The 22,949-nt window shown below is 52.5% G+C and carries 22 protein-coding genes; 8 read left to right on the top strand and 14 right to left on the bottom strand.

What is annotated here, in order from left to right; translation table 11 throughout:
• Positions 1-59: 59 nt before the first annotated feature.
• A complete protein-coding gene (locus tag NA389_RS07810) occupies positions 60-1,220 on the top strand; it encodes a pyridoxal phosphate-dependent aminotransferase (protein WP_001245597.1) in 1,161 nt (386 codons plus the stop codon).
• On the opposite strand, the gene NA389_RS07805 is transcribed toward NA389_RS07810, so the two are convergent.
• From NA389_RS07805 to dsbG, 4 genes are all read right to left on the bottom strand, one after another.
• A complete protein-coding gene (locus NA389_RS07805; RefSeq protein ID WP_001164754.1) occupies positions 1,221-1,838 on the bottom strand; it encodes an IbrB-like domain-containing protein in 618 nt (205 codons plus the stop codon).
• Complete coding sequence (locus NA389_RS07800) at positions 1,811-3,046, bottom strand: phosphoadenosine phosphosulfate reductase (RefSeq protein WP_000118132.1); 1,236 nt, start codon at positions 3,044-3,046, stop codon at positions 1,811-1,813. Before NA389_RS07800 ends, NA389_RS07805 begins: the two co-directional genes overlap by 28 nt.
• Positions 3,047-3,208: 162 nt before the next feature.
• Entirely contained in the window at positions 3,209-4,114 is a 906-nt protein-coding gene (gene citR / locus NA389_RS07795) for a DNA-binding transcriptional repressor CitR (RefSeq protein ID WP_000002491.1), read from the bottom strand.
• A 316-nt stretch (positions 4,115-4,430) separates the two neighbouring features.
• Positions 4,431-5,177, bottom strand: a complete 747-nt coding sequence (gene dsbG / locus NA389_RS07790; protein ID WP_000597129.1) for a thiol:disulfide interchange protein DsbG — start codon at positions 5,175-5,177, stop codon at positions 4,431-4,433.
• A 440-nt stretch (positions 5,178-5,617) separates the two neighbouring features.
• Between dsbG and ahpC the strand changes: the two genes are divergently transcribed.
• From ahpC to NA389_RS07760, 6 genes are all read left to right on the top strand, one after another.
• Positions 5,618-6,181 carry an alkyl hydroperoxide reductase subunit C gene (gene ahpC / locus NA389_RS07785; RefSeq protein ID WP_000052802.1) on the top strand — a complete coding sequence of 188 codons (564 nt, stop codon included), beginning with the start codon at positions 5,618-5,620 and terminating at the stop codon, positions 6,179-6,181.
• Positions 6,182-6,422: 241 nt separating this feature from the next.
• The gene (ahpF, locus tag NA389_RS07780) at positions 6,423-7,988 is read left to right on the top strand and encodes an alkyl hydroperoxide reductase subunit F (protein WP_000887644.1); all 1,566 of its coding nucleotides are present in this window, start codon (positions 6,423-6,425) and stop codon (positions 7,986-7,988) included.
• 332 nt (positions 7,989-8,320) lie between these two features.
• Complete coding sequence (locus NA389_RS07775) at positions 8,321-8,881, top strand: TorD/DmsD family molecular chaperone (protein ID WP_000377437.1); 561 nt, start codon at positions 8,321-8,323, stop codon at positions 8,879-8,881.
• The gene (locus NA389_RS07770; protein WP_000064307.1) at positions 8,874-11,153 is read left to right on the top strand and encodes a molybdopterin-dependent oxidoreductase; all 2,280 of its coding nucleotides are present in this window, start codon (positions 8,874-8,876) and stop codon (positions 11,151-11,153) included. The genes NA389_RS07775 and NA389_RS07770 overlap by 8 nt, the downstream gene beginning before the upstream one ends.
• Positions 11,150-11,707: a 4Fe-4S dicluster domain-containing protein gene (locus NA389_RS07765; RefSeq protein WP_001250387.1), complete on the top strand. Its 558-nt coding sequence runs from the start codon at positions 11,150-11,152 to the stop codon at positions 11,705-11,707. Before NA389_RS07770 ends, NA389_RS07765 begins: the two co-directional genes overlap by 4 nt.
• On the top strand, positions 11,707-12,474 hold the full coding sequence (locus NA389_RS07760; protein ID WP_000417106.1) for a dimethyl sulfoxide reductase anchor subunit family protein: 768 nt from the start codon (positions 11,707-11,709) through the stop codon (positions 12,472-12,474). The genes NA389_RS07765 and NA389_RS07760 overlap by 1 nt, the downstream gene beginning before the upstream one ends.
• A gap of 67 nt (positions 12,475-12,541) precedes the next feature.
• On the opposite strand, the gene uspG is transcribed toward NA389_RS07760, so the two are convergent.
• On the bottom strand, positions 12,542-12,970 hold the full coding sequence (gene uspG / locus NA389_RS07755; RefSeq protein WP_000278499.1) for a universal stress protein UspG: 429 nt from the start codon (positions 12,968-12,970) through the stop codon (positions 12,542-12,544).
• Positions 12,971-13,191: 221 nt separating this feature from the next.
• Here uspG and NA389_RS07750 point away from each other — a divergent pair, with 221 nt between their 5' ends.
• Positions 13,192-14,430, top strand: coding sequence for a zinc-dependent alcohol dehydrogenase (locus NA389_RS07750; protein WP_000646115.1), 1,239 nt, complete (start codon positions 13,192-13,194; stop codon positions 14,428-14,430).
• Between the two features lie 84 nt (positions 14,431-14,514).
• On the opposite strand, the gene rnk is transcribed toward NA389_RS07750, so the two are convergent.
• The 9 genes from rnk to citC form a co-directional block, all read right to left on the bottom strand.
• Positions 14,515-14,925 carry a nucleoside diphosphate kinase regulator gene (rnk, locus tag NA389_RS07745; RefSeq protein WP_000089748.1) on the bottom strand — a complete coding sequence of 137 codons (411 nt, stop codon included), beginning with the start codon at positions 14,923-14,925 and terminating at the stop codon, positions 14,515-14,517.
• A gap of 234 nt (positions 14,926-15,159) precedes the next feature.
• Complete coding sequence (gene rna / locus NA389_RS07740) at positions 15,160-15,966, bottom strand: ribonuclease I (RefSeq protein ID WP_001092585.1); 807 nt, start codon at positions 15,964-15,966, stop codon at positions 15,160-15,162.
• A gap of 109 nt (positions 15,967-16,075) precedes the next feature.
• Entirely contained in the window at positions 16,076-17,539 is a 1,464-nt protein-coding gene (gene citT, locus NA389_RS07735) for a citrate/succinate antiporter CitT (RefSeq protein WP_000059039.1), read from the bottom strand.
• Between the two features lie 37 nt (positions 17,540-17,576).
• Entirely contained in the window at positions 17,577-18,473 is an 897-nt protein-coding gene (gene citG, locus NA389_RS07730; RefSeq protein ID WP_000982652.1) for a triphosphoribosyl-dephospho-CoA synthase CitG, read from the bottom strand.
• Complete coding sequence (gene citX / locus NA389_RS07725) at positions 18,445-18,996, bottom strand: citrate lyase holo-[acyl-carrier protein] synthase (protein WP_001238278.1); 552 nt, start codon at positions 18,994-18,996, stop codon at positions 18,445-18,447. The genes citG and citX overlap by 29 nt, the downstream gene beginning before the upstream one ends.
• 3 nt (positions 18,997-18,999) lie before the next feature.
• Complete coding sequence (gene citF, locus NA389_RS07720; protein WP_000192323.1) at positions 19,000-20,529, bottom strand: citrate lyase subunit alpha; 1,530 nt, start codon at positions 20,527-20,529, stop codon at positions 19,000-19,002.
• A 9-nt stretch (positions 20,530-20,538) separates the two neighbouring features.
• Positions 20,539-21,447, bottom strand: a complete 909-nt coding sequence (citE, locus tag NA389_RS07715) for a citrate (pro-3S)-lyase subunit beta (protein ID WP_000622342.1) — start codon at positions 21,445-21,447, stop codon at positions 20,539-20,541.
• Positions 21,444-21,740, bottom strand: a complete 297-nt coding sequence (citD, locus tag NA389_RS07710; RefSeq protein WP_000700685.1) for a citrate lyase acyl carrier protein — start codon at positions 21,738-21,740, stop codon at positions 21,444-21,446. The genes citE and citD overlap by 4 nt, the downstream gene beginning before the upstream one ends.
• Positions 21,737-22,813: a [citrate (pro-3S)-lyase] ligase gene (gene citC, locus NA389_RS07705; RefSeq protein ID WP_000467874.1), complete on the bottom strand. Its 1,077-nt coding sequence runs from the start codon at positions 22,811-22,813 to the stop codon at positions 21,737-21,739. Before citC ends, citD begins: the two co-directional genes overlap by 4 nt.
• Positions 22,814-22,949 lie beyond the last annotated feature (136 nt).

Genomic DNA, 22,949 nt, shown 5'->3' with positions numbered 1-22,949 from the left:
AAATACTAACACCCTGTGATAGTGTGTCAACAACCACATCACTGGCGGGTATGAAGATAATGAGAAATAACCCACTGATTCCAAAAAGCAAATTGCCCAATCTTGGCACCACGATTTTTACGCAAATGAGCGCGCTGGCGCAGAAACATCAGGCAATAAATTTATCGCAGGGCTTCCCTGATTTTGATGGTCCTCGTTATTTGCACGAGCGGTTGGCTTATCATGTCGCGCAGGGCGCGAATCAATATGCGCCGATGACGGGCGCGCAGGCGCTGCGGGAGGCCATTGCCGATAAAACGGCGGAAATATATGGTTATCGACCCGATGACGTCAGTGATATCACCGTCACGGCGGGCGCGACAGAAGCGCTGTATGCGGCGATTACCGCGCTGGTGCGGGCAGGGGATGAGGTTATCTGTTTCGATCCCAGTTATGACAGCTATGCCCCGGCCGTGGCGCTTTCCGGCGGCGTGTTAAAACGCATAGCGCTCACGCCGCCGCATTTTCGCGTCGACTGGCAGGCGTTTTCGGCGTTGCTTAGCGAGCGCACGCGGCTGGTGATCCTCAATACGCCGCATAATCCCACCGCTACCGTCTGGCGTCAGGCGGATATCGAGGCGCTGTGGCAGGCTATCGGCGAGCGGGAAATTTATGTGTTAAGCGATGAAGTGTACGAACATATTTGTTTTGCCGTCGAAGGTCATGCCAGCGTATTGGCGCACCCTCAGTTACGAGAGCGGGCGGTTGCCGTTTCATCGTTTGGTAAAACCTTTCATATGACAGGATGGAAGATTGGTTACTGCGTTGCGCCTGCGGCCATTAGCGCCGAAATACGCAAAGTTCACCAGTACCTGACGTTTTGCGTCAATACGCCGGCGCAGCTGGCGCTGGCGGATATGCTGCGCGCCGCGCCGGAACACTATCGCGCGTTACCCGATTTTTACCGGAAAAAACGCGATGTGCTGGTTAACGCGCTGGCGCAAAGCCGATTAAAAGTGCTGCCCTGTGAAGGTACCTATTTTCTTTTAATCGATTACAGCGCAGTGTCGACGCTAAATGACGTTGAGTTTTGTCAGTGGCTAACCGAAGAAGTCGGCGTCGCCGCTATTCCGCTCTCTGTCTTTTGCGCCGCCCCTTTCCCGCATCAGCTTATACGTTTATGTTTCGCTAAACAGGAATCAACGCTGCTGGCCGCCGCAGAGCGCCTGTGTAAACTGTAGTTATTTAACCGTCCACGCTCTGGAGAATCGACGGTCTGCAAAAAGCTCCTGCAGGCCGTTGATCTGTTTCAGGCGCAGGACTTCATCGGCGTCCATACCTAACTCCTGGCCGATTTTGCTTTCGTCCCAGCCTAGCAGAGAAAGTTCGCGCACGATTTCTGACATGGCGTGGATCTGGTGGCGTCCGCGCGCACGGTTATGCCGAATGGTTGCCGCCATGCGTTCGTGACGTTCTCTGTCCAGACACGTTATCGGCAGGTAGCCTTTCAGACGCCTTTTCAGGACCGTTTTTCCTTTGCCCAGCTCATGACGGTGAAAACCGTCCACAATCTCGTACTCCTCCGCATCGGCCTTTACCACCACTATCGGCTGAGTAAACCCATCTTGTTCAATCGATTTAAGCAGCAGTTTTTTCTCCGGCGGCGCAACGTTATTCGGGTTGTAGTCATTAGGCGAAATATGATCGTTTTTCACCCACAGGACACAATCGACAGGCTCATCGCGAAAAGGACTAACGTTATGTATCGCCATTCTAAATTCATTAATGGCGGCGATTCTCTCTTCTTCAGGCAGTTCAGAGAGAAAGTGAGTTATTTCGGTTGTGAGTCGGTGTTGCATAAGATCCCCCATTCCTGGCGTTTAGCTTTCATACGTTCGTTATAACGCTGGTAATTCTTAGGTTTTGTCGGACTGAATGACAGCGCCCGGCACCAGTAATCATTGTTCAGTAAAACTTTGCAGATCCGTCGCCACGACGGAATATCGCGCGATCCGATATCGCCCTGCTGCGTCTGTGGGATGGTGTTCATGCCTTTTTTCTTATACCACTGCAAATAAACGGCGATTTTATTACGGTAATGTTCGGCAGTGACTTCAGGCATACTGTGTAGCAGGAGCAGCGCGTACTCTTCCCAGTTAAGGTGATCGGGTTTTAAAATTTTCCGGTGGCCATAAAAATGGTTGTCTTGTCCGGCGTAAATACCTCCGCTGAGCACGCCGCTGACTCTGGCGCACATGGCCGCCCAGCGCTCAGGTTCGATAACATGATACAGCCATAACCCCTGTCGTTGTTCCGGGCCGAACGGTTCGCAAATACGCATGTAACGGGGCGGTACGCCAGCCTGATACATCAAATTATACAAAGGGTTACATGGTTTACCTGTTTTGGCGAACCAGGTCCAGATATCTGCGGTTTTCCAGTCATAGATGGGGTAGATATACCAGGTGTGACCCTTAGGGGCTAACGTGGTCCAGGGCTTGTCGTCGGCAAAGCGCAGCTTATGCGAGTTAGCGATAGCGGCAAATCGGTTATAGGATTCGTCGGAACGAATACCGACCAGCATAGCGGCAGGACGCTTTTCTGAAAACCAGTCGGCAAAATCGCGAACGAACTGTTCAAAGGTCATGCCGTGTTGATAAAAGGAAAAAAAGGCCGGATCGGTAATCGCATCTTCTGGCGGTTGTCGTACCCAGTCGGCACCCGGCTGCCAACACTGCCACTCCGGCTGGTATTGTGAAAGGGAATTTTGTGTGGTTAAGGGTAATGCGATCCAATAAAAACGCTCGATAACGTCCGCGTAGTATTCACGTAATGATTCAATATAGGCGATGGTACAGGAGAATTGCGCTTCCCAGTCAATGAAGAGAACGTGGATCTTTTTATTCATTTTGCGCGCCAACGTTGCCGTCAGGTGCAGCATAAGTCCTGAATCTTTACCACCGGAAAATGAGACGCAGACCCGGGGTAAGGTTTCCAGGGTCCACATTATACGCTCTTGAGCCGCTTCCAGAACATTTTGCTCAAGCGGAACTTTATAAACCGACATCTCTGGATAGTCTCCGATGTGTTAACTACAGTATATTCGAAATAATTAACATAAAGGATAAGCAGATTAGATGAACTTGCAATGCTTTATTATATTTACTAAATAAATGCATTCTATAAATATATAGATTGAATTTATGTTAATGCCCGTTACCTGACCTTTTTATTCATGCTTTTTTGTAATGTACTCAATGAGCTCAGTAAATCCGCTATTATTCATCGAAGCTCTATTATACATAAGATAGAGTTGTACAGGAGCAATGGTAAAAGGTATGGAGACTTTTTTAAGTTTGATAGTGGATGAGTAATAGTCAACAAGTGATTGTGGTAAAAAACCAATAAGCTCCGTGGCGCTGATGGCGTTGGCGATGGTTATCAGCGATTTGCTTCTGAAACCAATTATTCTTTCCCCCAGCATATCATGGATAACTGAATGATGATCTTTTATATCGTTTTTCCGGGCGACGAATTGCGTAAATGACTCTTGTAGAATTTCGTCGATAGTTGCGGTTTCACCTAGCCGGGGATGGTTTTCACTGCAAGCCAGGATACATTCCACCTTATTAAAGTGAGTACAAACAATAGAACGATTATTGAGTGGGGCCATTGAAACCACAATATCTGCTTTGCGGTAGGCAAGAAGATCTTCAGGCTGTTCGTCAGTGGTCAAAATGTCGTGATGTTCAATTTCAACCTGTGAATCTTTGCGAATATATTCAACTAATTTCATCACATATTGGGTGATCAACAGCTGTGGGCTATAGATAATAAACTTTTTCTTCAGACTGGACTGATTCATTATATTAATAGTTTGTTCCAGGCTGTTAAGGTTATTTTCTAAATGATAATGTAAATTAATGCCTGTTACGGTAGGCGTAATTCCTTTACCTGAACGAATAAATAAAGGGTCATTGAATTGCGTGCGCAGGCGTTGCAATGACTGGCTTACGGCAGAAGGTGTAATATAGAGAGTTTCTGCCGCTTTGCTAATGCTTAAATGTTGATAAATACATTCAAATATAACCAACAAGTTAAGATCAAATTTTTTAAGGTCGTAAAGGTTAGCCATAGTATCTTCCAGGCATAATCATGGTATCTTCCATGATTATGACTTAATCTCAATAATTTACCAGAATTATGTTTATTAAACTTAATGTAGAGTTTATTTAAACTAAAATACCACAGTTATGAATATTTTAGCGAGTAAATAATCACAGTAAAGACGAACATAACTTACACTTTTATAATCACGCCGTTAGTCTAAAAAAGCTGTGCTGGATGATATGCTGGTCTGGCGTCGCGTTAATGCCTGGAGGAGGTTGGCCCGACAAACGCAGCGCTATCGGGCGTGGTACGGTTAAGCTTCTGCCTTGCTAATTTCTGCGTTAAGGCTGCCCCATCATGGCGTCCAGTTGCGCTTTTTCCGGTAAACCCACAACCTGTTGCAACGTCTTATCTTTATTCATGTAATAAATTGCTGGCGTCGCGTTAGCGCCAAGATCGTCCATTAACTGCTGATTCTGATTAATGACTTTCATCTGCGCCGGGGGGATGGACGCCGGAACCTCCAGCTTCATCTTTCCTGCGGAGGCTTCATAGTCATGCCATGTTTTCGCCGGGTCTTTCGCGCCTAAAATCGCTGCGGCTGTGGCCGGGCTTTCCGGTTTAATCACGCCGACCAGTAACGTACGTAATTGTACCTTGCCGGATTCGACCCACGGGCGAGCTTGCTGCCAAAACTGCTTACAATAGGGGCAGAAAGGGTCGGCGAAGACATACAGCACCACCGGCGCGTCTTTTTTACCGTCGAGTATCCATGACGCCTTTTCCATTTTCTGCCACATTTCTCGTCCGGCCGGCGCATAGATCTCTTTTTCTATCAGGGCGTTGCTAAGATTTTCACCTTTTTCATTATACATATAGCCGGAAATCGCGTGTTTGCCGTCCGGCGTCAGGTAAATCGTGACGCCCATATCCTGATACTTTCCGAGATAGCCCTTCATGCCCCCCGGCGCCTCGAAGGATTTCAGGATTGTTATGCCCTGTTTTTCAATGGCTTTAACCGGCGCAGGCAGTTCTTCCGCGTGGGCGAGAATGGGCAGCATAGCAAGCAGCAATGTACGTTTAATCATATTTTTTCCTTTTAAGATCAAAGCGAAAAGAGTATTAATGATGATGCCTATCACAGACATAGGTAAGAGCTGGCGTGCCGGGATTGCCCTTTCTATGCTGGGGTGATGTAATCCTTTTCGCTGTTACAGCCTTTGTTAAGGTAATGTAGAGCGCAACACTTAGCCAGCATATACGCTATGGATTTCGAGTTGCAGACAATACGTCTGTAATTTGCAAGACGAGTCGTACTGGCTCTGAAGTTACCTACGGGTAGTTCAGGTAATGGGGCCGCCTGTCAGGCGGCCTTTTTACTTTAGATGGCTGACAGGGCGCAGTGTTCACAATGTCGCCCGAATCGGGTTGTTAGTTAACGCTTATTGATTTGATAATGGAAACGCATTAGCCGAATCAGCAAAATTTCGTTAACTTACTCCTCAACGAAAACACGGAGGAAGTATAGATGTCCTTAATTAACACCAAAATCAAACCTTTCAAAAACCAGGCGTTCAAAAACGGTGAATTCATTGAAGTCACCGAGAAAGATACCGAAGGCCGCTGGAGCGTCTTCTTCTTCTACCCGGCCGATTTTACCTTTGTTTGCCCGACTGAACTGGGTGACGTTGCCGACCATTACGAAGAACTGCAGAAGCTGGGCGTAGACGTTTATTCCGTCTCAACCGATACTCACTTCACGCACAAAGCATGGCACAGCAGCTCTGAAACTATCGCAAAAATCAAATATGCGATGATCGGCGACCCGACTGGCGCCCTGACCCGTAACTTCGACAACATGCGTGAAGATGAAGGTCTGGCAGACCGTGCGACCTTTGTTGTTGACCCGCAGGGTATCATCCAGGCGATCGAAGTTACCGCTGAAGGTATCGGCCGTGACGCGTCTGACCTGCTGCGTAAAATTAAAGCAGCACAGTATGTTGCCGCTCACCCAGGCGAAGTATGCCCGGCGAAATGGAAAGAAGGTGAAGCGACTCTGGCTCCATCTTTAGACCTGGTCGGTAAAATTTAAATTTCCGTCGTCTTTCACGCCATAGCTGCGTTGGCGTCGCCTGCTCACCCCGGTCACTTACTTCAGTAAGCTCCCGGGGATTCTCAGGCTAGCCGCCTTACTCTGACGTGAAATACTTTGGAAATTGTTTCAGTCATGGGCGCACCCGCGCCCATTTCATTTCAGCACCATGACGCAAGTTGTATTAATGCAGTCCCGCGAAGTCGGCTTGCATGATGATGTTTTCAGAGAGGGAAGAAGAATGCTCGACACAAATATGAAAACCCAGCTCAGGGCTTACCTTGAGAAACTGACCAAACCTGTTGAGCTGATTGCCACGCTGGATGACAGCGCTAAATCGGCGGAAATCAAGGAACTGCTGGCTGAAATCGCCGAGCTGTCCGACAAAGTCACATTTAAAGAAGACAATACTCTGCCGGTGCGCAAGCCGTCTTTCCTGATTACGAATCCAGGTTCTCAGCAGGGGCCGCGCTTTGCCGGTTCTCCGCTGGGCCACGAATTTACCTCGCTGGTTTTGGCGCTGCTGTGGACCGGCGGTCATCCGTCAAAAGAAGCGCAGTCGCTGCTGGAGCAGATTCGCGATATTGATGGCGATTTTGAATTCGAAACTTATTATTCACTCTCCTGCCATAACTGCCCGGATGTCGTGCAGGCGCTGAACCTGATGGCGGTGCTGAACCCGCGTATTAAACATACGGCAATTGATGGCGGCACCTTCCAGAACGAAATTACCGAACGTAACGTGATGGGCGTTCCGGCGGTGTTTGTCAACGGTAAAGAGTTCGGCCAGGGACGTATGACTCTGACCGAGATTGTCGCTAAAGTAGATACTGGCGCAGAAAAACGTGCGGCGGAAGCGCTGAACAAACGCGATGCGTATGACGTGCTGATTGTTGGCTCCGGCCCGGCGGGCGCGGCGGCGGCGGTCTACTCGGCGCGCAAAGGTATCCGTACCGGTCTGATGGGCGAGCGCTTCGGCGGTCAGGTGCTGGATACCGTGGATATCGAAAACTATATCTCGGTGCCGAAAACCGAAGGCCAGAAACTGGCGGGCGCGCTGAAAGCGCATGTCAGCGATTACGACGTTGACGTTATCGACAGCCAGAGCGCAAGTAAACTGGTTCCGGCAGCGACAGAAGGCGGCCTGCATCAGATTGAAACGGCGTCCGGCGCAGTCTTGAAAGCGCGCAGTATCATCATCGCCACCGGCGCGAAATGGCGCAATATGAATGTGCCGGGCGAGGATCAGTATCGCACCAAAGGCGTCACCTATTGTCCGCACTGCGACGGTCCGTTATTTAAAGGGAAGCGTGTGGCGGTCATCGGCGGCGGCAACTCCGGCGTTGAGGCGGCTATCGATCTGGCAGGTATTGTAGAACACGTTACGTTGCTGGAGTTCGCGCCGGAGATGAAGGCGGATCAGGTGCTACAGGACAAAGTGCGTAGCCTGAAAAATGTCGATATCATTTTGAATGCGCAAACGACAGAAGTGAAGGGCGACGGTTCGAAAGTGGTGGGGCTGGAGTATCGTGACCGTGTCAGCGGCGATATTCATAGCGTCGCGCTGGCAGGGATTTTTGTGCAGATTGGTCTGTTGCCGAATACCCACTGGCTGGAAGGCGCGCTTGAGCGTAACCGCATGGGCGAGATCATTATTGACGCCAAATGTGAAACCAGTGTTAAGGGCGTCTTCGCCGCAGGCGATTGTACCACCGTTCCTTACAAACAGATTATCATCGCCACAGGCGAAGGGGCGAAAGCCTCGTTGAGCGCCTTTGATTATCTGATTCGCACCAAAATCGCATAAAAAGAAGTAAGCACACCTGCAAGGTCAGTTAACTGGCCATCGTAAATGGCCCGATAGTGTAAGCTATTCGGGCCTGCGCTGTTTATGCCTGGGGCTCGCCGCCAGCTAAAACACATTCTTCATTATCAATACTCTGAAACCGTCTGTTAATAACAGACGGTTTTTTATTTCAACGGTCTTCTGTTTTTAAACTTTGAAACAATAAAAACCTCTTCTACGGATTTAACGGGAATTTTTCTGTTTTTTTATCAAAGAAAGATTAAGCGCTTCCGTTAACATGCCCATTCTTTTTTCTTGATTTATATTGCATTTGTATGTGAGGTTATTTATTCATGGATTCAATCTATGAATCACTGACGGAATTAGAAAAAACAGGGCTTACATTGCGTGATTTTTTTAATTCTCATGATAGTCGTTCACTGAAATCTGCCTACGTGAGATTAAATCCCACTGCTGCGGTAAACCTTACCGATCGGGCGTGGCTGGAGGCGGAGTATGACTTTAATGCGCTATTCGTCGGTCCTGGCAAGCTGCTGGCTGCGCCTTTCGCTTCAGTGTATCTGGAGGACGATGCGCTGGTGATGGGAAAGGCGACGCTGGAGATACGGGATTTTATGGCAGCGTTGGGATTATCGGTTAATCAGGAGAGCAATATCCCTGACGATCATATTTCCTGCGTGCTGGAATTGACCACACTATTACTGGCTAATATCCGGCAAACGTCACAATACCGAACTACTCTCACTCAATATATCAATAACTATTTAACAAAGTGGGTGCCATTATATATCGAAAAAATAAAAACTCATGCGCAAACGACCACGTTATATACGGTGGCGGACATCTTATTTTATTGGCTTGATGAATTAAAACGAGAGTATCAATATGAGTAATGAGACAGGACATCTGAACAGACGTTCTTTTTTAAAGGGGATAGTGGCACTGGGCGCCGTTGCGGCTTTACCCGGAGGATTACTGACCTCCCGATGCGCGCTTGCGCAGCCGCCTGTTCCCTTTAACCCTAAAACGTACAAAATTTATCGTAACGCGTGTCCGCGTAACTGCTATGACACCTGTAGCCTCAAGACATGGGTAAAGGACGGGGTCATTACTTTCGTGGAAGGCGCGCCGGAATCAACATTTACTCACGGTACCCCTTGCGTCAAAGGGTTAAGCTATCCGCGCCAGGTTTATAGCCCCGATCGTATTAAATATCCCATGGCGCAGGACGTTCGCGGTAGCGGCAACTGGCGTCGCATCTCATGGGAAGAGGCGATGCAGCGCATTGCCGCCAGGATGCTGGAGATTAAGAAAAAAGACGGTTCTATGCTCGGTCTGGCGCTGACCAAATATTCCGGTAAGTTTGGCGTGCTGAACTATGCCGTTGAAGGGATGATGTCCTCGCTTGGCTACACCACCCGTTTCGCCGGTACGCCGTGCTGGCCTGCCGGTATCGACGCGCAAAACTACGACATGGGCGACATGTGGTGTAACGACCCGGAAGATATGGTGAAAGCGAAATACATCATTATCTGGGGCGCCAACCCGGCCTGGTGCTCAATGCACAGCATGAAGTACATCTATCAGGCGCGCGAGAAAGGGGCGAAGGTCGTGGTTATCGACCCGCTGCTGTCGCAGACTGCCGCCAAAGCCGATCTCTACCTGCGCGTGCGGCCTGGCTCAGACGGCGCGCTGGCGCTGGGAATGGTGCGCCACCTGGTGGATAAAGGGCTGGTGGATCAAGATTTTGTCAACAACGATGCTCACGGCTATCCGGAATTTGAAGCCTATCTGCGTAACCATGTGACCGTGGAGTGGGCATCAGAAATCTGCGGCCTGTCTGCGGATGTCATTCGCCAGCTGGCGGAAGAGTTTACGGCGGTTAAGCCGGCCACGGTCTGGATTGGTTACGGGATGCAGCGTCATGTCAACGGCGGCGCCAACGTTCGCGCTATCGATGCCTTTGTCGCTATGTCCGGCAACATCGGTGTCGAAGGCGGCGGCGCGCGTTATGGTCATCTGCACACCTGGGGCTTTAACTACAGCGCCATGCTGCAGAAGCCGCCGGAGGGCGCTATTGGTATACCGGGAGCGGCGGGCACCACCAGTGAATTCGGGGCTGCCGCTGGCAGCGACGCCGTGCAGTACTCCGATCGCTCTCTGAATATCAACCAAACGGCGCAGGGGATTCTGGAGGCCAACGATCCGCCGGTTCGTATGCTGTGGGTCGCCTGTAAAAACCCGTTTGCCCAGGATTTCGATCGCAGCAAGATGAAAAAAGCGTTTGAAAAACTGGAAATGGTGGTCTGCGCCGATCAGTTCTTCAACGAAACGGTGCAACACGCTGATATCGTGCTGCCCGTTACCACCGCGTTTGAAGAGTGGAACGTGGATGCTTCTTACTGGCACTACTGGCTTTCCATTAATCAGCCGGCGATTAAGCCGATGTATGAAGCAAAATGCGACCTTGAAATCGCTACCATGCTGTCGCGCGCCATTAATAAGATGGCGCCGGGTTCCTGTACTTTCCCGCAAGAGTTCGATCATAAGCGCTGGCTGGATCAGGAGTTCAACGACGGTATGGCGAAAATGTTCGGCATCTCTTCCTGGGACGATCTGCTGGACGGGCCGAAAAAAGCGATCCTGCCAAGCTCTGCCGCCTGGTATGACCGCAAGTTCAAAACGCCGTCAGGCAAGTATGAATTTAAATCTGAACTGGCGGAGAAAAACGGCCACACCGCGCTGCCGGAATACAAACCGGAAGCCGAGAGCAAACTGCCGTTCCATCTGTTTACGCCGCACGTGCAGTTTGGCCTGCACTCGCAGTTTATCAACCTGGACTGGATGCAGGTGTTCTACCCGGAACCGTTCGTTTATATCCATCCTTCTTCCGCACAGAAAAAAGGCATCAGCGAGAACGATCTGGTCAAAGTTTTCAATGGCACCGGTGAAGTTGAGCTGCGGGCAAAAGTCACCACCAACGTGCCGGAAGATTTTCTGGTGATGTATGAAGCCTGGTTCCCGAAACGGCAGTACAACGTGCAAAACGTCGTGGCTGATACGCCTGCTGATATGGGGCTGATGAAAACTGGCGCGCCGGGCGCCGCTATCCACAGTCAGTTTGCTGACGTTGTATTGATCGGTAAAGGGGAGTCCGTAGCATGAGACGTGCGTTTTTAGTGAATAGCGATAAGTGCATCGGCTGCCGCGGCTGTGCTATGGCGTGTAAAAGCTTTAACCAACTGGAGCCGGATCGCTTCTGGCGCTACGTTTATCCGTTGGATAAAGACATCTATCCACATGAAGAGCGGGCGTTTTACTCGCTGGCCTGTAACCACTGCGAACATCCGGCCTGTGTCGCCGCCTGTCCGGTCGAAGCCTATACCAAACGTGAAGATGGCGTGGTGGTGCATAACCCTGAGCGCTGCATCGGCTGTAAAAACTGTATTCGTAACTGTCCTTATGGCGCGCCGCGTTTTAATGAAGAGACGCGTAAAGCGGAAAAATGCAGTATGTGCTACGAGCGTCTTGATATCGGTATGAATCCGGCGTGCGTGAACGCCTGTCCGGTGGGCGCCTTGTCGATTATCGATTTGGATGTCGATCCTGTGCCCGATAATGCGGTGCAGTATCCGCCAGGGTTCCCGCATATGCCACAGCTCAATCCAGGAACGCGCTTTATTCTGGCGCGCCAGCCTAAGCAGCCGGAGGACAAGTAATGGAAAAATATGAACTGCCGCTGGTGTTTTTTACGGTATTAAGCCAGATGTCTGTCGGGATGGCTTTGGTACTGACATGGCGTACGCTGCGTGGTGAAGTGGAAGGCCAGCGTTTCTATTGGTTGGTCACTGGGCTGGTGCTGGCACTGGCGTCTATTGCCGCGATTCTGCATCTGGCGCATCCCGATCGCGCTTATAATGCGCTGATTAATCTGCGACATGCCTGGTTAAGTCGGGAAATCCTTGGTGCTACGTTGTTTGGCGCAGCGGTCGGCGTAACGTTCCTGGCAAAGGGACATAAAGCGATGACTCTTATCGCCTCCGTGTTCGGCGTGTTACTGGTGGCGGTGCAGGGGATGACCTACGCCGCGCCAGCGATGGTGGCTATCGCTAATGGATTTACCATGCTGTTATTTTTTATTACGGTATGGGTCATGGGTTGCGCGGCGATTCCGCTGTTAAAACTCAGGCCTGCCGTTCCTGCGTTACGCCAGGGAATTGTGGTGTGTATCGCGGTACTTATCGCGGCGCCGCTGGTGTGGTTAAGCGGGGGAACGATAATGCAGATGACGGCGCATTCATGGCTGGCTTCACCGTTTTATCTGGCAAGCCTGGTTTGCCTTGCGCTCGCTTTTGTCGCCAGCCGTCACGGTGATTCGCGCCCGAAACTCCTGTTCGTCTTGTTATTCGTTGGCGTATTTCTGAGTCGGCTGGTCTTTTTTGGCGACACGGTGAGTACTATTGTGAATATCGGGCATTTGTACTAACGATGATGCAATAAAAAGCCCTGCCAGGCGCGACCTGGCAGGGCGTGTCAGTTTTTAGCCACCAGAGTTAACGCACAACCAATACCGGCAGCGTCGCATGGCGCACCACGCTTGAGGCGTTAGACCCCAACAGGTGTGTCGTGATGGACGGATTACGCGAACCGATTACCACGACATCCGCATCCAGTTCTTCGCCCATCTCATTGACGACATCGCGCACGCTACCAAAGCGAACATGTGTTTTAATTCGTGAAGGATCGATACTGAAGTGTCCCACCATCGTTTGCAGACGCGTTTCCGCCTCATGCTGTAAATGTTCTTCAAAGCGACGCACGTCGGCGGCAAAGCGGTGCAGACTCATGCTCGCGGACCCAGGCAGTACATGCAACAGATGAATGACGCCATCCTGTTGCGCCAGAAACTCAGCGTGGCGAATAGCTTTATCGCTAAGTTCCATTTCAAAAACATCAACCGGCATAATGATTGTCTTATACATACCCGTTACTCCCTGTTAATCAATACTGAATTTATTCAAGCATATAATAATGTTTCTTTCTGCTATTTGTCTGGCAATTTTAAATATTGCGACAACCTGGCGCTAAAAAATCGTGTATTTTCCAGGAAAAATCCTAAAGCCGCCTGTTTTGCCGGCAGTCTCTCCGGGATAGCTACCCTTTTATAGTCGAACGCAACATTCACCGTTACCCCGGAGGCTGCATGAAAGCATTGACGTATCACGGTCCACATCACGTAAAGGTTGAAAACGTACCCGATCCCGGCATTGAGCAGCCTGACGATATCATTTTGCGTGTTACCGCCACCGCGATTTGCGGATCTGATTTGCATCTCTATCGCGGCAAGATCCCACAGGTAAAACATGGCGATATTTTCGGCCATGAGTTTATGGGCGAGGTGGTGGAAACCGGACATGATGTAAAGAATATTCGGAAAGGGGATCGGGTCGTTATCCCGTTTGTCATTGCCTGTGGTGACTGCTTTTTCTGTCGGCTACAGCAGTATTCAGCGTGTGAAAACACTAACGACGGACACGGCGCGGCGATGAATAAAAAACAGATCCCGCCACCGGCGGCGCTGTTTGGGTATAGCCATCTGTATGGCGGCGTTCCCGGCGGACAGGCCGAATATGTTCGCGTGCCAAAAGGTAATGTCGGTCCATTTAAGGTGCCGCCGCTGTTATCTGACGATAAGGCGCTGTTTCTTTCTGATATTTTGCCTACCGCCTGGCAGGCGGCAAAAAATGCCCAGATTCAGCAAGGTTCCAGCGTGGCGGTTTTTGGCGCAGGGCCGGTAGGATTACTGACCATCGCCTGTGCGCGACTGCTGGGCGCGGAGCAGATCTTCGTCGTTGATCACCACGCCTGGCGCTTGCGTTTCGCCGAAGAACGTTATGGCGCGATACCGATCAACTTCGATGATGAGAACGATCCGGCGGAAAAAATCATCGAGCAGACGGCAGGACACCGCGGCGTGGACGCGGTAATTGATGCCGTAGGCTTTGAAGCGAAAGGCAGTTTGACGGAGACGGTGCTGACGAACCTTAAACTGGAAGGCAGTAGCGGCAAAGCGCTGCGACAATGTATCGCGGCGGTCAGACGCGGCGGCGTGGTCAGCGTACCCGGCGTGTATGCCGGTTTTATTCACGGCTTTTTATTCGGCGACGCCTTTGATAAGGGGCTAACTTTTAAAATGGGTCAAACCCATGTTCACGCGTGGCTGGGGGAGTTATTACCGCTTATTGAAAAAGGGTTGCTGAAGCCGGAGGAGATTGTCACGCACTATATGCCGTTTGAAGAGGCGGCGCGCGGCTACGAAATTTTCGAAAAACGCGAAGAAGAGTGCCGGAAGGTTATCCTGGTGCCAGGAGCGACGTCGGCACAAGCGGCGCAGAAACAGGCGACGGGAGTAATCAACCCGATGCCAGGCGGCGTTGTCTGAAACAGGCAGAAATGAAAGGGCTAACGGAAAGAGGATGCGTAGGCATCCTCTGTGTAAACGCATTAACGCTTATGCAGATGGGGTTTAACGCAGGAAGTCGCCCGCGGCTTCAGGCTGATATTCGAGTTCCAGCACTTCGAGATGGGTGGAGGCGCCGCCCGGCAGTTCCCAGTGAATAGTGTCGCCGACGCGCAGTCCCAGCAACGCCGCGCCGACGGGCGCCATTACCGAAAGCTGGGTACTGCTGTCCGTCATATTGGCGGGGTACACCAGCGTCCGCACGCGTGTTTCACCATCGCTCAAATTGCGGAATTTAACGCGGCTGTTCATGGTGACGACATCGTTCGGCATCTCTTGTGGCGAACACATTTGCGCGCGATCCAGTTCGGCGTTGAGCGCGTCGGCAATCGGCAGATCCGCATACGCAGGCTGTTCCAGAAGACGATCAATACGTTCGGCGTCAAGGTCGTTAATGATAATAGTGGGTCTGGACATTTCTTACTCCATGTCATCGATACTGCGAGTAGTGCAGGTAAATGGTCCCAAAAGAAAACCCTCACCGTCTGGCGGCGAGGGTTTAACTCTCATGATGATACTGAGACTTCCCCCGTCTTTGAAGTGATTTAGTTCACATTCGGGTAAATCCTCAAACGTCATAGCCTTGAGTGAATTTTAGTCTACATTCGGGCGTGTTCTCAAATGTGGCTACGGTTTTAAACCTCTGCTTCGTCAATAACCGGCTTTATCGATAATAAACTGTTTCCCGCAGTTGCCGGGATGCGGCTGCGGCAAGAATGAGGCAGAGGAGAGCGGGGCGTTAATCATCGACGCCTTTAGTGAAAACTGAATCTCTGTTAAATAGGCGGGATTGCCATGGCAGTTTACTTTAACGGCTTTGACATTATCCTGGCCCCACATTTGTGCGACGACGCTATCAAACTCAGCGCGGCTAACGGTCTTGCCGTAATTATCCGCCAGAAACTGCCCCAGCGCGCTGTCTTTTATCGCCTTATCCAGCCGTATCATGGTGCCGAAATAGGCATTGGGATCAAACCCGAAACAGGCGCCATGTTTGGCATATTCGTAGCGCTCCAGACAGGAATTTCCCCCCGCGCCGGGCATCACTTCCTTAAGCGCTGCCGCGATGTCAGGCGAAAGTCCGGGGGCGGGGGCGGAGCATTTCCGGCTGGCCTTGACTTCAGGCAGATTCGGGATTGGCCGCGTCGCACAACCAAAGCGCTGCCAGCGTCGCTGGTCAACACCGCGTGCGGCGATAGATTTGGGTAATCCAGGCCATAGGCCGTGGACGGTCAGAAAGTCTGCTTTGTTGGCTGGCTCTTTTTGCAGACGGCACTCATCGGGCTCCCGATGGCGGCGTTCATGCTGGCTTTGACAAAAACCGGTTTGCCAGGAAAGCGCCAGCACATAGTCAGTGAAATCACCGTACTGTTGCGCCTGAAGTTCGTCGGCGTTGGCGGCAAAAATCGGGGTTAAGAGGACAGCCAGCAGCGGACTGTAATGCCATATTGTGTTCATGATGAATTCGATAATTTATACACATTATGAATGTTACCCATTTAATCATAAAAAATGCCGCTCAGGTGAACCTGAACGGCATCATTTTTAACCTACGTTGGCGTAATGTTTAATTCCACATTGCCAGAATCGGCCAGCCCACCAGCAACAGCATCGCGATATAGATAACGCCAAAGATTGCGCCAAGCCGCCAGTAGTCTTTGGATTTCACGTAACCGCAGCCGTAGATAATCACACCAGGGCCGGTGGCATACGGCGTCAGACAGCCCATGATACCGATAGACAGCACCAGCAGAATACACAGTTGTTCCATCGGAACGCCCGGAATGCCTTTACCCACCGCCAGAATAACCGGCAGCATGGTCGCGGTGTGAGCGGAAAGACTGGCGAACAGATAGTGTGCGAAATAGAACACCAGTACCAGTACAATGACGGTTGCATCCGGCGAGAAACCTTCCAGATGCGTACTCATGGTATTGGCGAACCAGTCAATAAAGCCGGAGCGGGTTAAGCCATTGGCCATGACCACCAGCGTAGCGAGGTTCACCAGGGTGTTCCAGGCGCTGTTGTAGCGCGTAATGTCTTTCCACGGCACAACATGCAACGCCAGCATCAGCGAGACGGCCAGCAGACCCACGGCAGTGGCGTTGATGATTTTTCCACCAAAAACCCACAATCCTAAGCTAAGCAGCACCAGGCCAATCAGCGTCCACTCTTTGCGGGACAGACGCCCCATGTTTTTTAACTCGCCGCCAGCCCAGGCTGCGACTTCCGCACTGTGGGTCACTTCGGGTTTATAAAGCACATAGGAGAGCCACGGCGCAACGATCAGTAAAATAATCCCTACCGGCAGAAAGCTGAGAAACCACTGCAGCCAGCTAATCTGGACGCCGGCGATCTTGCTGACGAACTCCAGACCTAACACGTTTGGCGCCGCGCCAGTGACAAACATCGAAGAGCTCAGGCTGGTACTGATCACCATCATCCACATCAAATAACCGCCGATGCGGCGTGCGGAAGGATCGTTTGGAAACGATTTAAACAGCGGCGGCAGGTTCTTGATGACCGGGAAGACAGTACCGCCGGTACGAGCCGTATTGGAGGGAGTAAACGGCGCCAGCAAAATATCGATAATGACAATCGCATAGCCGAGCGTCAGCGTGCGTTTACCCATGAATTTTACCAGAAACAGCGCAATGCGGCGCCCCAGCCCGGTCACTTCGTAGCCCAGCGCGAAAATAAACGCGCCGAAAACCAGCCAGACCGTGGTGCTGGAGAAACCGGCAAGCCCCCATTTCAGTGCCTGTTTACTGGCGTTAAACGCCGGATCGGCCAGTTCCGAAGCGTCAAATAGCAGGTAATTGCTGCCGATAACGCAAATGGTTACGGCGATAAAACTGATCGCTGTCGCCGGGATCGGCTCCAGGATCATACCGACAATCATCGCGACAAAAACCGCAAAATAGTGCCAGGCCTGCGGCGGCATACCATCTGGAACAGGAATTAGCAACATGACGCCCATCACCACTAATGGGGCCAACAACTTCCATATATTATCTTTAGATAAAGACATAAATGACTCTCCGGAAAGGATATTTTCTATAATTGTGTTAATGATTAACTTGCGAAATTTGCGCTAAAAACCAGGTCACGATCAGCAGATCGGCGCTACCGCCTGGGCTGAGATTGCGTTCAATGCATTGCTGATCGAACCGGTGGAGATAAACGAGATCGTCAGGCGTCCGTATGCCGCCCTGATGTAATAAGAAAGCCGCCTGCTGCTGTAACCAGCGCAGACCGTCCGCCCCGCCGCGCGACGCGACGTTGGTATCGCCGTTAAGCGACATCAGCAGCAGTAAGGTATCAAGCAGCGCCAGTTCCGGATCGCGCCCCTGCGCCAGCAATGCGCGGTAGTGCGGCAACGCGTGGCGGATGACCAGCGGATAGCCTGCTTCCGCTTCGCCGCGCGCGCCGGTTAATCCCAGTTGCTGATACAACCGCTGACCTGCGGTGAGCTGTAGGTTGTTCTGGCGCAGTTCGCGCGTGGTCAGGCCGCGGCAAAAATCGGCGGCGGTAGCGCAGAGTGTTTCTGCGGCGATCGGCTGGCGTAGCTGATACAGGCGGCCAATGGCGGCGCACAGTAACCCCAGCGAGAAAATGCTGCCTTTATGGGTATTGACGCCCGCCGTTGCGCGAAACATCGCTGCTTCACAGGCCATCCCCAATGGACGCAGGCCCGCCAGAACCGACTCTGGCGGCAGGCGCGTGCAGCTGGCGCCATATTCCATAAAGCGCGGCAGCCAGTGTCGAATCGCCTCCGCGCTGCGGTGAAAATCCGCCAGCGCCATATCTTTGTGCGCGCCGCAGTTTAGTCGGTCTACCAGACCGGGTTTTGGCGATAAATTTACCTCGGTCAGCATGGCGCGCCAGGCCAAATCGGCCCAGGCGTCATACAGCGACTGAGGCTGAATGGAGGCGTTAGTCGGGTTGGCGGGAATCGGCATCATGCAGCAGCGCCTCCATATGAATCAGTAAATCAGTCAGCGCGTGGGTTTTACCCCGCGCGCATTCAGCCGCGCTTTGCCCGCACAGCAGACAGCGGCGAGCGGGAAGCGCGAAATGGCGGCGGGAGAGTATTTCGCCTTCCGCCGTCAGGACATCGATATCCCACAGACGCCCCAGTGGATAACGCTGTTCCAGCGCGATGGTCGCCTGTTTGAGCGCCTGAGCGGGCGCGTCAATCGCCAGCAGCCCTTCCGGCCCGCTGGCGGAAGCCAGTGCAGCCTGCTCCCGGATGGTCCAGCCATACTCTTCTGCCAGCGTGTGCAGGGCAGTCACGCCGTGATTAAAGATCCGGCGGGTTAACGCGCTGTCTTTCATCGGGCCTGGCGCCACCACGGTAAAGGAGACCAGCGGAGTGGCGTGGCGTGTTAGCCAGGCGCGCTGTCTTGCTTGTCTCTCATCCCGGCTGGCGAGCAGCTCAGGAATAGAAACGTCGTGACAGGTGGCGAGTTCCGGAAGCAGGCGCATGGCTTATTCCTTCACCTGATGCACCACATCGATCACTGAACCGTCGCGATAACGCACGACAGCAATCACGCGGTCAGTGAATTCGATAGGGCGGGGCTGACCGGTAAGCAGTTGCGCGCGTTCGCGCAGCCACTCAATCGATACCACTTTCATTCCCGCTGCTTTCAGGCGTTCAGCCAGCTCCGGACGCGCCGGATTGACGGCGATACCGTGATCGGTGACCAGAATGTCAACGCTGGAGCCTGGTGTGACGCAGGTGGTGACGTTATCAACCAGCGTTGGGATGCGACCGCGCACCAGCGGCGCGACGATGATGGACAGCGCCGCCGCGACGGCGGTATCGCAGTGACCGCCGGACGCGCCGCGTAGAACGCCGTCGGAGCCGGTCAGCACGTTAACATTAAAGTGGGTGTCAACTTCCAGCGCGCTCAGTACCACCACGTCCAGACGGTCGACGGAAGCGCCTTTAGAGCCCCAGTTGGCGTACTGGTTAGCGCTGATTTCGATATGGTTCGGGTTGCGGGCCAAAGATTGCGCAGCGTTGCGATCGAAGCTCTGCACGTCAAGCAGTTTGCGGATTAAACCCTTTTCATGCAGGTCGACCATGGTGGCGGTGATTCCGCCCAGCGCGAAATTAGCCACAATGTTGCGGCTACGCATTTTGTCTTCCAGGAAGCGGGTGACCGCCAGCGATGCGCCGCCAGTGCCGGTTTGCAGGGAGAAACCTTCGTTGAAGTAGCCGGAGTGAGCAATGACTTCCGCCGCGCTGCGGGCGATCAGCAGTTCACGCGGATTAGTGGTCATGCGGGTCGCGCCAGCGCCGATTTTGTTTGCATCACCGACTTCTTCGATTTGCACGATCAGATCAACCTGATCCTGAGCGATGCTTGCCGGGTTATGCGGATACGGCAGCAGTTGCTCCGTCAGCATTACGACCTGTTTCGCGCTGTCGGCATCCACCATCGCGTAGCCCAGTGAACCGCAGCAGGCCTTGCCGGTATAACCGTTAGCATTACCGAATTCATCGCAGGAGGGTACGCCAAGAAACGCAACATCAATATTGAGTTCGCCGCTTTGTACCAGATGTACACGACCGCCGTGGGAGTGAATCTGAACCGGCTCAGCCAGCAGGCCGCGAGAAATTTCTTCCGCCAGTGGGCCGCGCAGGCCTGACGTGTAGATGCGGCTGACCACCCCGTTACGAATGTGTTCAACCAGCGGCGCGTGGCAGTCGCTCAGCGAGCTGGAGGCCAGGGTCAGGTTTTTGAAGCCCATCTTCGCGATGGTTTCCATCACCAGGTTAATCGTCAGATCGCCGCCGCGAAACGCGTGGTGAAAAGAGAGCGTCATGCCGTCGCGTAAACCGGAACGGCGGATGGCCTCTTCCAGGCTGGCGCACAGTTTGTGGTCGCGCGGTTTTTGCGCTTGTAGATCCAATTTTGCCGCACTTTGGTAAGCGCTCAGTTCGCTTTCAGCGTGGCGGCTCCAGGCGGCTACGCGATCCTGGCGTTGAGATTCATTTTTCTGCGTCATTGTTTTGCCTTATTCTTCGCGAATACCGGAAAGTTCTGCACGGGAGAGCACCAGACGGGCGCGTTCAATCACCGGACTGTCGACCATCTTGCCGTTAAGGGAAACGACGCCAAGACCTTCGCGGGCGGCGGCTTCTGCGGCTTCAACGACCAGACGCGCATGGGCGACCTCTTTACGCGTCGGCGCATAAAGGTTGTGCAGCAGCTCTATCTGGCGGGGGTTGATCAGTGACTTACCGTCAAAGCCCAACTGTTTAATGTGGGCGGCTTCTTGCAGGAAACCGGCTTCGTTGTTGGCGTCGGAATAGACGGTATCGAAGGCCTGAATGCCGGCGGAACGCGCAGCCTGCAAAATGGCGCAGCGGGCGAACAGCAGTTCGGTGCCTTCTGGAGAGCGTTCGGTGCGCAGGTTGCGAACATAGTCTTCCGCGCCCAGCGCAATCCCGATCAACCGTTCAGAGGCGTGGGCGATTTCTACCGCGCGGGTAATACCCAGCGGCGATTCCACGGCGGCTAACAGGCCGGTACTGCCCGGTTCGCGACCGCAGGCGTTTTCAATGCGCAGAATTTCGTTTTCGATATCAATGACGTCCTGCGCGGTGTCGGTTTTCGGTAAACGCACCACGTCCGCGCCGCCGCGCACGACCGCTTCCAGATCGTTGACGCCCCATTCGGAGTCCAGCGCATTCACGCGGACGATGGTTTCGACGTCACGGTAAAGCGGATGTTGCAGCGCGTGATATACCAGACGGCGCGCCGCGTCTTTTTCGCGTAATGCAACGGAGTCTTCCAGGTCAAACATCAGCGCGTCGGCCGGATAGATAAACGAATTGCTCACCATCGCCGCGTTGGCGCCCGGTACGAATAACATACTGCGGCGGGTGCGGGTTTTACGTTGTTGCAGAGAGGCGGAAATCATTGGCGATCCTCCCAGGGCAGAGCGGCAATACCGCTGGCGCGCGCCAGTAGCGTTTCCAGTCGGGCGCGCAAAATGCAGTCCAGAGCGCCTTTATCATCGACGTTCAGTTGTACGCCGCGCACGTCGTAGCGAGAAAGCACCTCCAGGATGGTGGCGCGAATGGCCTCGCCAAACTGTTTTTCAACGCTACTGCTGATTTGCAGGTCAATATCCTGCGTATCGAGCGGCGCAATGCGTATCATCACATCGCCGGACTCAAGCGTGCCTGCGACGGCTAGCTGGTTTATTTTCATTTTTCACCTGTTGCTAATACGGGGGACTTTTGACGGGCTGCCGCGCTGCCCGGATGGCGTTCGACCATGCCCTGCAAATAGCGCAGGGTGGCGTCGGGAACCAGCGGCGCGATAGCCGTGAGATCGTGTTTAACCAGCAGCTTGCGTACCCAGGAGGCGGATATCGGCGTCTCCTGGAAGCAAAGCCGCTCTATTTCCACCAGCGTAATGGGTGGGGCGGGAAGCGTTGGCGTCTCCAGCCAGAAACGCATATCAAGGTTATACTGGGCGGTAACGGTACAAAATGGTTCCGTACCGACAAAGCGGTGTGTGATGCCAAGCGCGGGCGCCAGATACTGGCGGAAAATCTTCAGGTCGATTTCGGTATAACAGTGATTAATAACGCTCTGCTCTTTAATGAAATAGCAGGGGAACGTCGCCCGAGAAATAATGTATTCGGAGCCGCGGTGAACGGTTAAGCGCGGGATATCGGTGGTCCCTTTAAGAACCAGATCGAGTCGGTCTTCATAGGGAAAGCGTGACGTATCTTCTTTGACCAGGAACAGATGCAGCCAGTCGCACTGCGCAGCCGCCTGTTGGATCAGATAGCGATGGCCGTTCGTGAAAGGATTGGCGTTCATCACAATACAGCCAATTTTCTTTCCCTCGTGACGTAATGTCGCCAGCGATTCCGCATACCGTTTCAACCGGGTCGCGCTATTTTCCATTAAGACCATCACGCCGGGGACGCTGGCTATCGTCGAAAAGCTGCACTGTTTAAACAGCGCTTCGTATTCCGTTTTGGTATAAATAAAAAGATGGGTGCAGTGCCGTTCCCAGGCGAGATTAATCAATTCCGTCGCTAGCGTTAACGCTAAGCCTTCGCCGCGTACTGATTCGCTAATGGCCACGCATTTAATGATATTTCCAGCAATACCGCCGCAGGCAATAAGACGGTCATCACGGCTGACGGTAATAAACACCTCTACAGTGGTATCGACGCTTAAATCATTCTCTTTGAGAAAGTGAGCGATCTCCGCCATTTTTTTATTTTCAGAGCGTTTTACCCGAGTGAATACATTATTGCCAAACATAGTAAGAAATATCCTGGTGATATGCTTGTTGCCACTTTTCTGTATATGTTGCGCTGTGTTGCAACTTGATAACTTTTTCTTTTCAGTCAGAGTAGGAGTATTTTTATGACGAGTTATTTATTTTTTCTCACTGACG

It is taken from the genome of Salmonella sp. NW645, assembly GCF_051703725.1.
In the GTDB taxonomy this organism is placed as follows: Bacteria; Pseudomonadota; Gammaproteobacteria; order Enterobacterales; family Enterobacteriaceae; genus Salmonella; species Salmonella enterica.
The sequence above is the reverse complement of the archived record's forward strand: the minus strand, read 5'-3'. Positions and strand labels throughout refer to the sequence as shown.

Excerpts from the sequence above, each read along its gene's own strand:
- NA389_RS07775 (WP_000377437.1), top strand. The coding sequence starts at position 8,321 with ATGGATTCAATCTATGAATCACTGACGGAATTAGAAAAAACAGGGCTT.
- NA389_RS07805 (WP_001164754.1), bottom strand. The coding sequence starts at position 1,838 with ATGCAACACCGACTCACAACCGAAATAACTCACTTTCTCTCTGAACTG.
- ahpC (WP_000052802.1), top strand. The coding sequence starts at position 5,618 with ATGTCCTTAATTAACACCAAAATCAAACCTTTCAAAAACCAGGCGTTC.
- citE (WP_000622342.1), bottom strand. The coding sequence starts at position 21,447 with ATGATTTCCGCCTCTCTGCAACAACGTAAAACCCGCACCCGCCGCAGT.
- NA389_RS07800 (WP_000118132.1), bottom strand. The coding sequence starts at position 3,046 with ATGTCGGTTTATAAAGTTCCGCTTGAGCAAAATGTTCTGGAAGCGGCT.
- rna (WP_001092585.1), bottom strand. The coding sequence starts at position 15,966 with ATGAACACAATATGGCATTACAGTCCGCTGCTGGCTGTCCTCTTAACC.
- citC (WP_000467874.1), bottom strand. The coding sequence starts at position 22,813 with ATGTTTGGCAATAATGTATTCACTCGGGTAAAACGCTCTGAAAATAAA.
- NA389_RS07770 (WP_000064307.1), top strand. The coding sequence starts at position 8,874 with ATGAGTAATGAGACAGGACATCTGAACAGACGTTCTTTTTTAAAGGGG.
- NA389_RS07810 (WP_001245597.1), top strand. The coding sequence starts at position 60 with ATGAGAAATAACCCACTGATTCCAAAAAGCAAATTGCCCAATCTTGGC.
- citD (WP_000700685.1), bottom strand. The coding sequence starts at position 21,740 with ATGAAAATAAACCAGCTAGCCGTCGCAGGCACGCTTGAGTCCGGCGAT.
- citT (WP_000059039.1), bottom strand. The coding sequence starts at position 17,539 with ATGTCTTTATCTAAAGATAATATATGGAAGTTGTTGGCCCCATTAGTG.
- citR (WP_000002491.1), bottom strand. The coding sequence starts at position 4,114 with ATGGCTAACCTTTACGACCTTAAAAAATTTGATCTTAACTTGTTGGTT.
- dsbG (WP_000597129.1), bottom strand. The coding sequence starts at position 5,177 with ATGATTAAACGTACATTGCTGCTTGCTATGCTGCCCATTCTCGCCCAC.
- citG (WP_000982652.1), bottom strand. The coding sequence starts at position 18,473 with ATGATGCCGATTCCCGCCAACCCGACTAACGCCTCCATTCAGCCTCAG.
- NA389_RS07760 (WP_000417106.1), top strand. The coding sequence starts at position 11,707 with ATGGAAAAATATGAACTGCCGCTGGTGTTTTTTACGGTATTAAGCCAG.
- uspG (WP_000278499.1), bottom strand. The coding sequence starts at position 12,970 with ATGTATAAGACAATCATTATGCCGGTTGATGTTTTTGAAATGGAACTT.
- rnk (WP_000089748.1), bottom strand. The coding sequence starts at position 14,925 with ATGTCCAGACCCACTATTATCATTAACGACCTTGACGCCGAACGTATT.
- ahpF (WP_000887644.1), top strand. The coding sequence starts at position 6,423 with ATGCTCGACACAAATATGAAAACCCAGCTCAGGGCTTACCTTGAGAAA.
- NA389_RS07750 (WP_000646115.1), top strand. The coding sequence starts at position 13,192 with ATGAAAGCATTGACGTATCACGGTCCACATCACGTAAAGGTTGAAAAC.
- citF (WP_000192323.1), bottom strand. The coding sequence starts at position 20,529 with ATGACGCAGAAAAATGAATCTCAACGCCAGGATCGCGTAGCCGCCTGG.
- NA389_RS07765 (WP_001250387.1), top strand. The coding sequence starts at position 11,150 with ATGAGACGTGCGTTTTTAGTGAATAGCGATAAGTGCATCGGCTGCCGC.
- citX (WP_001238278.1), bottom strand. The coding sequence starts at position 18,996 with ATGCGCCTGCTTCCGGAACTCGCCACCTGTCACGACGTTTCTATTCCT.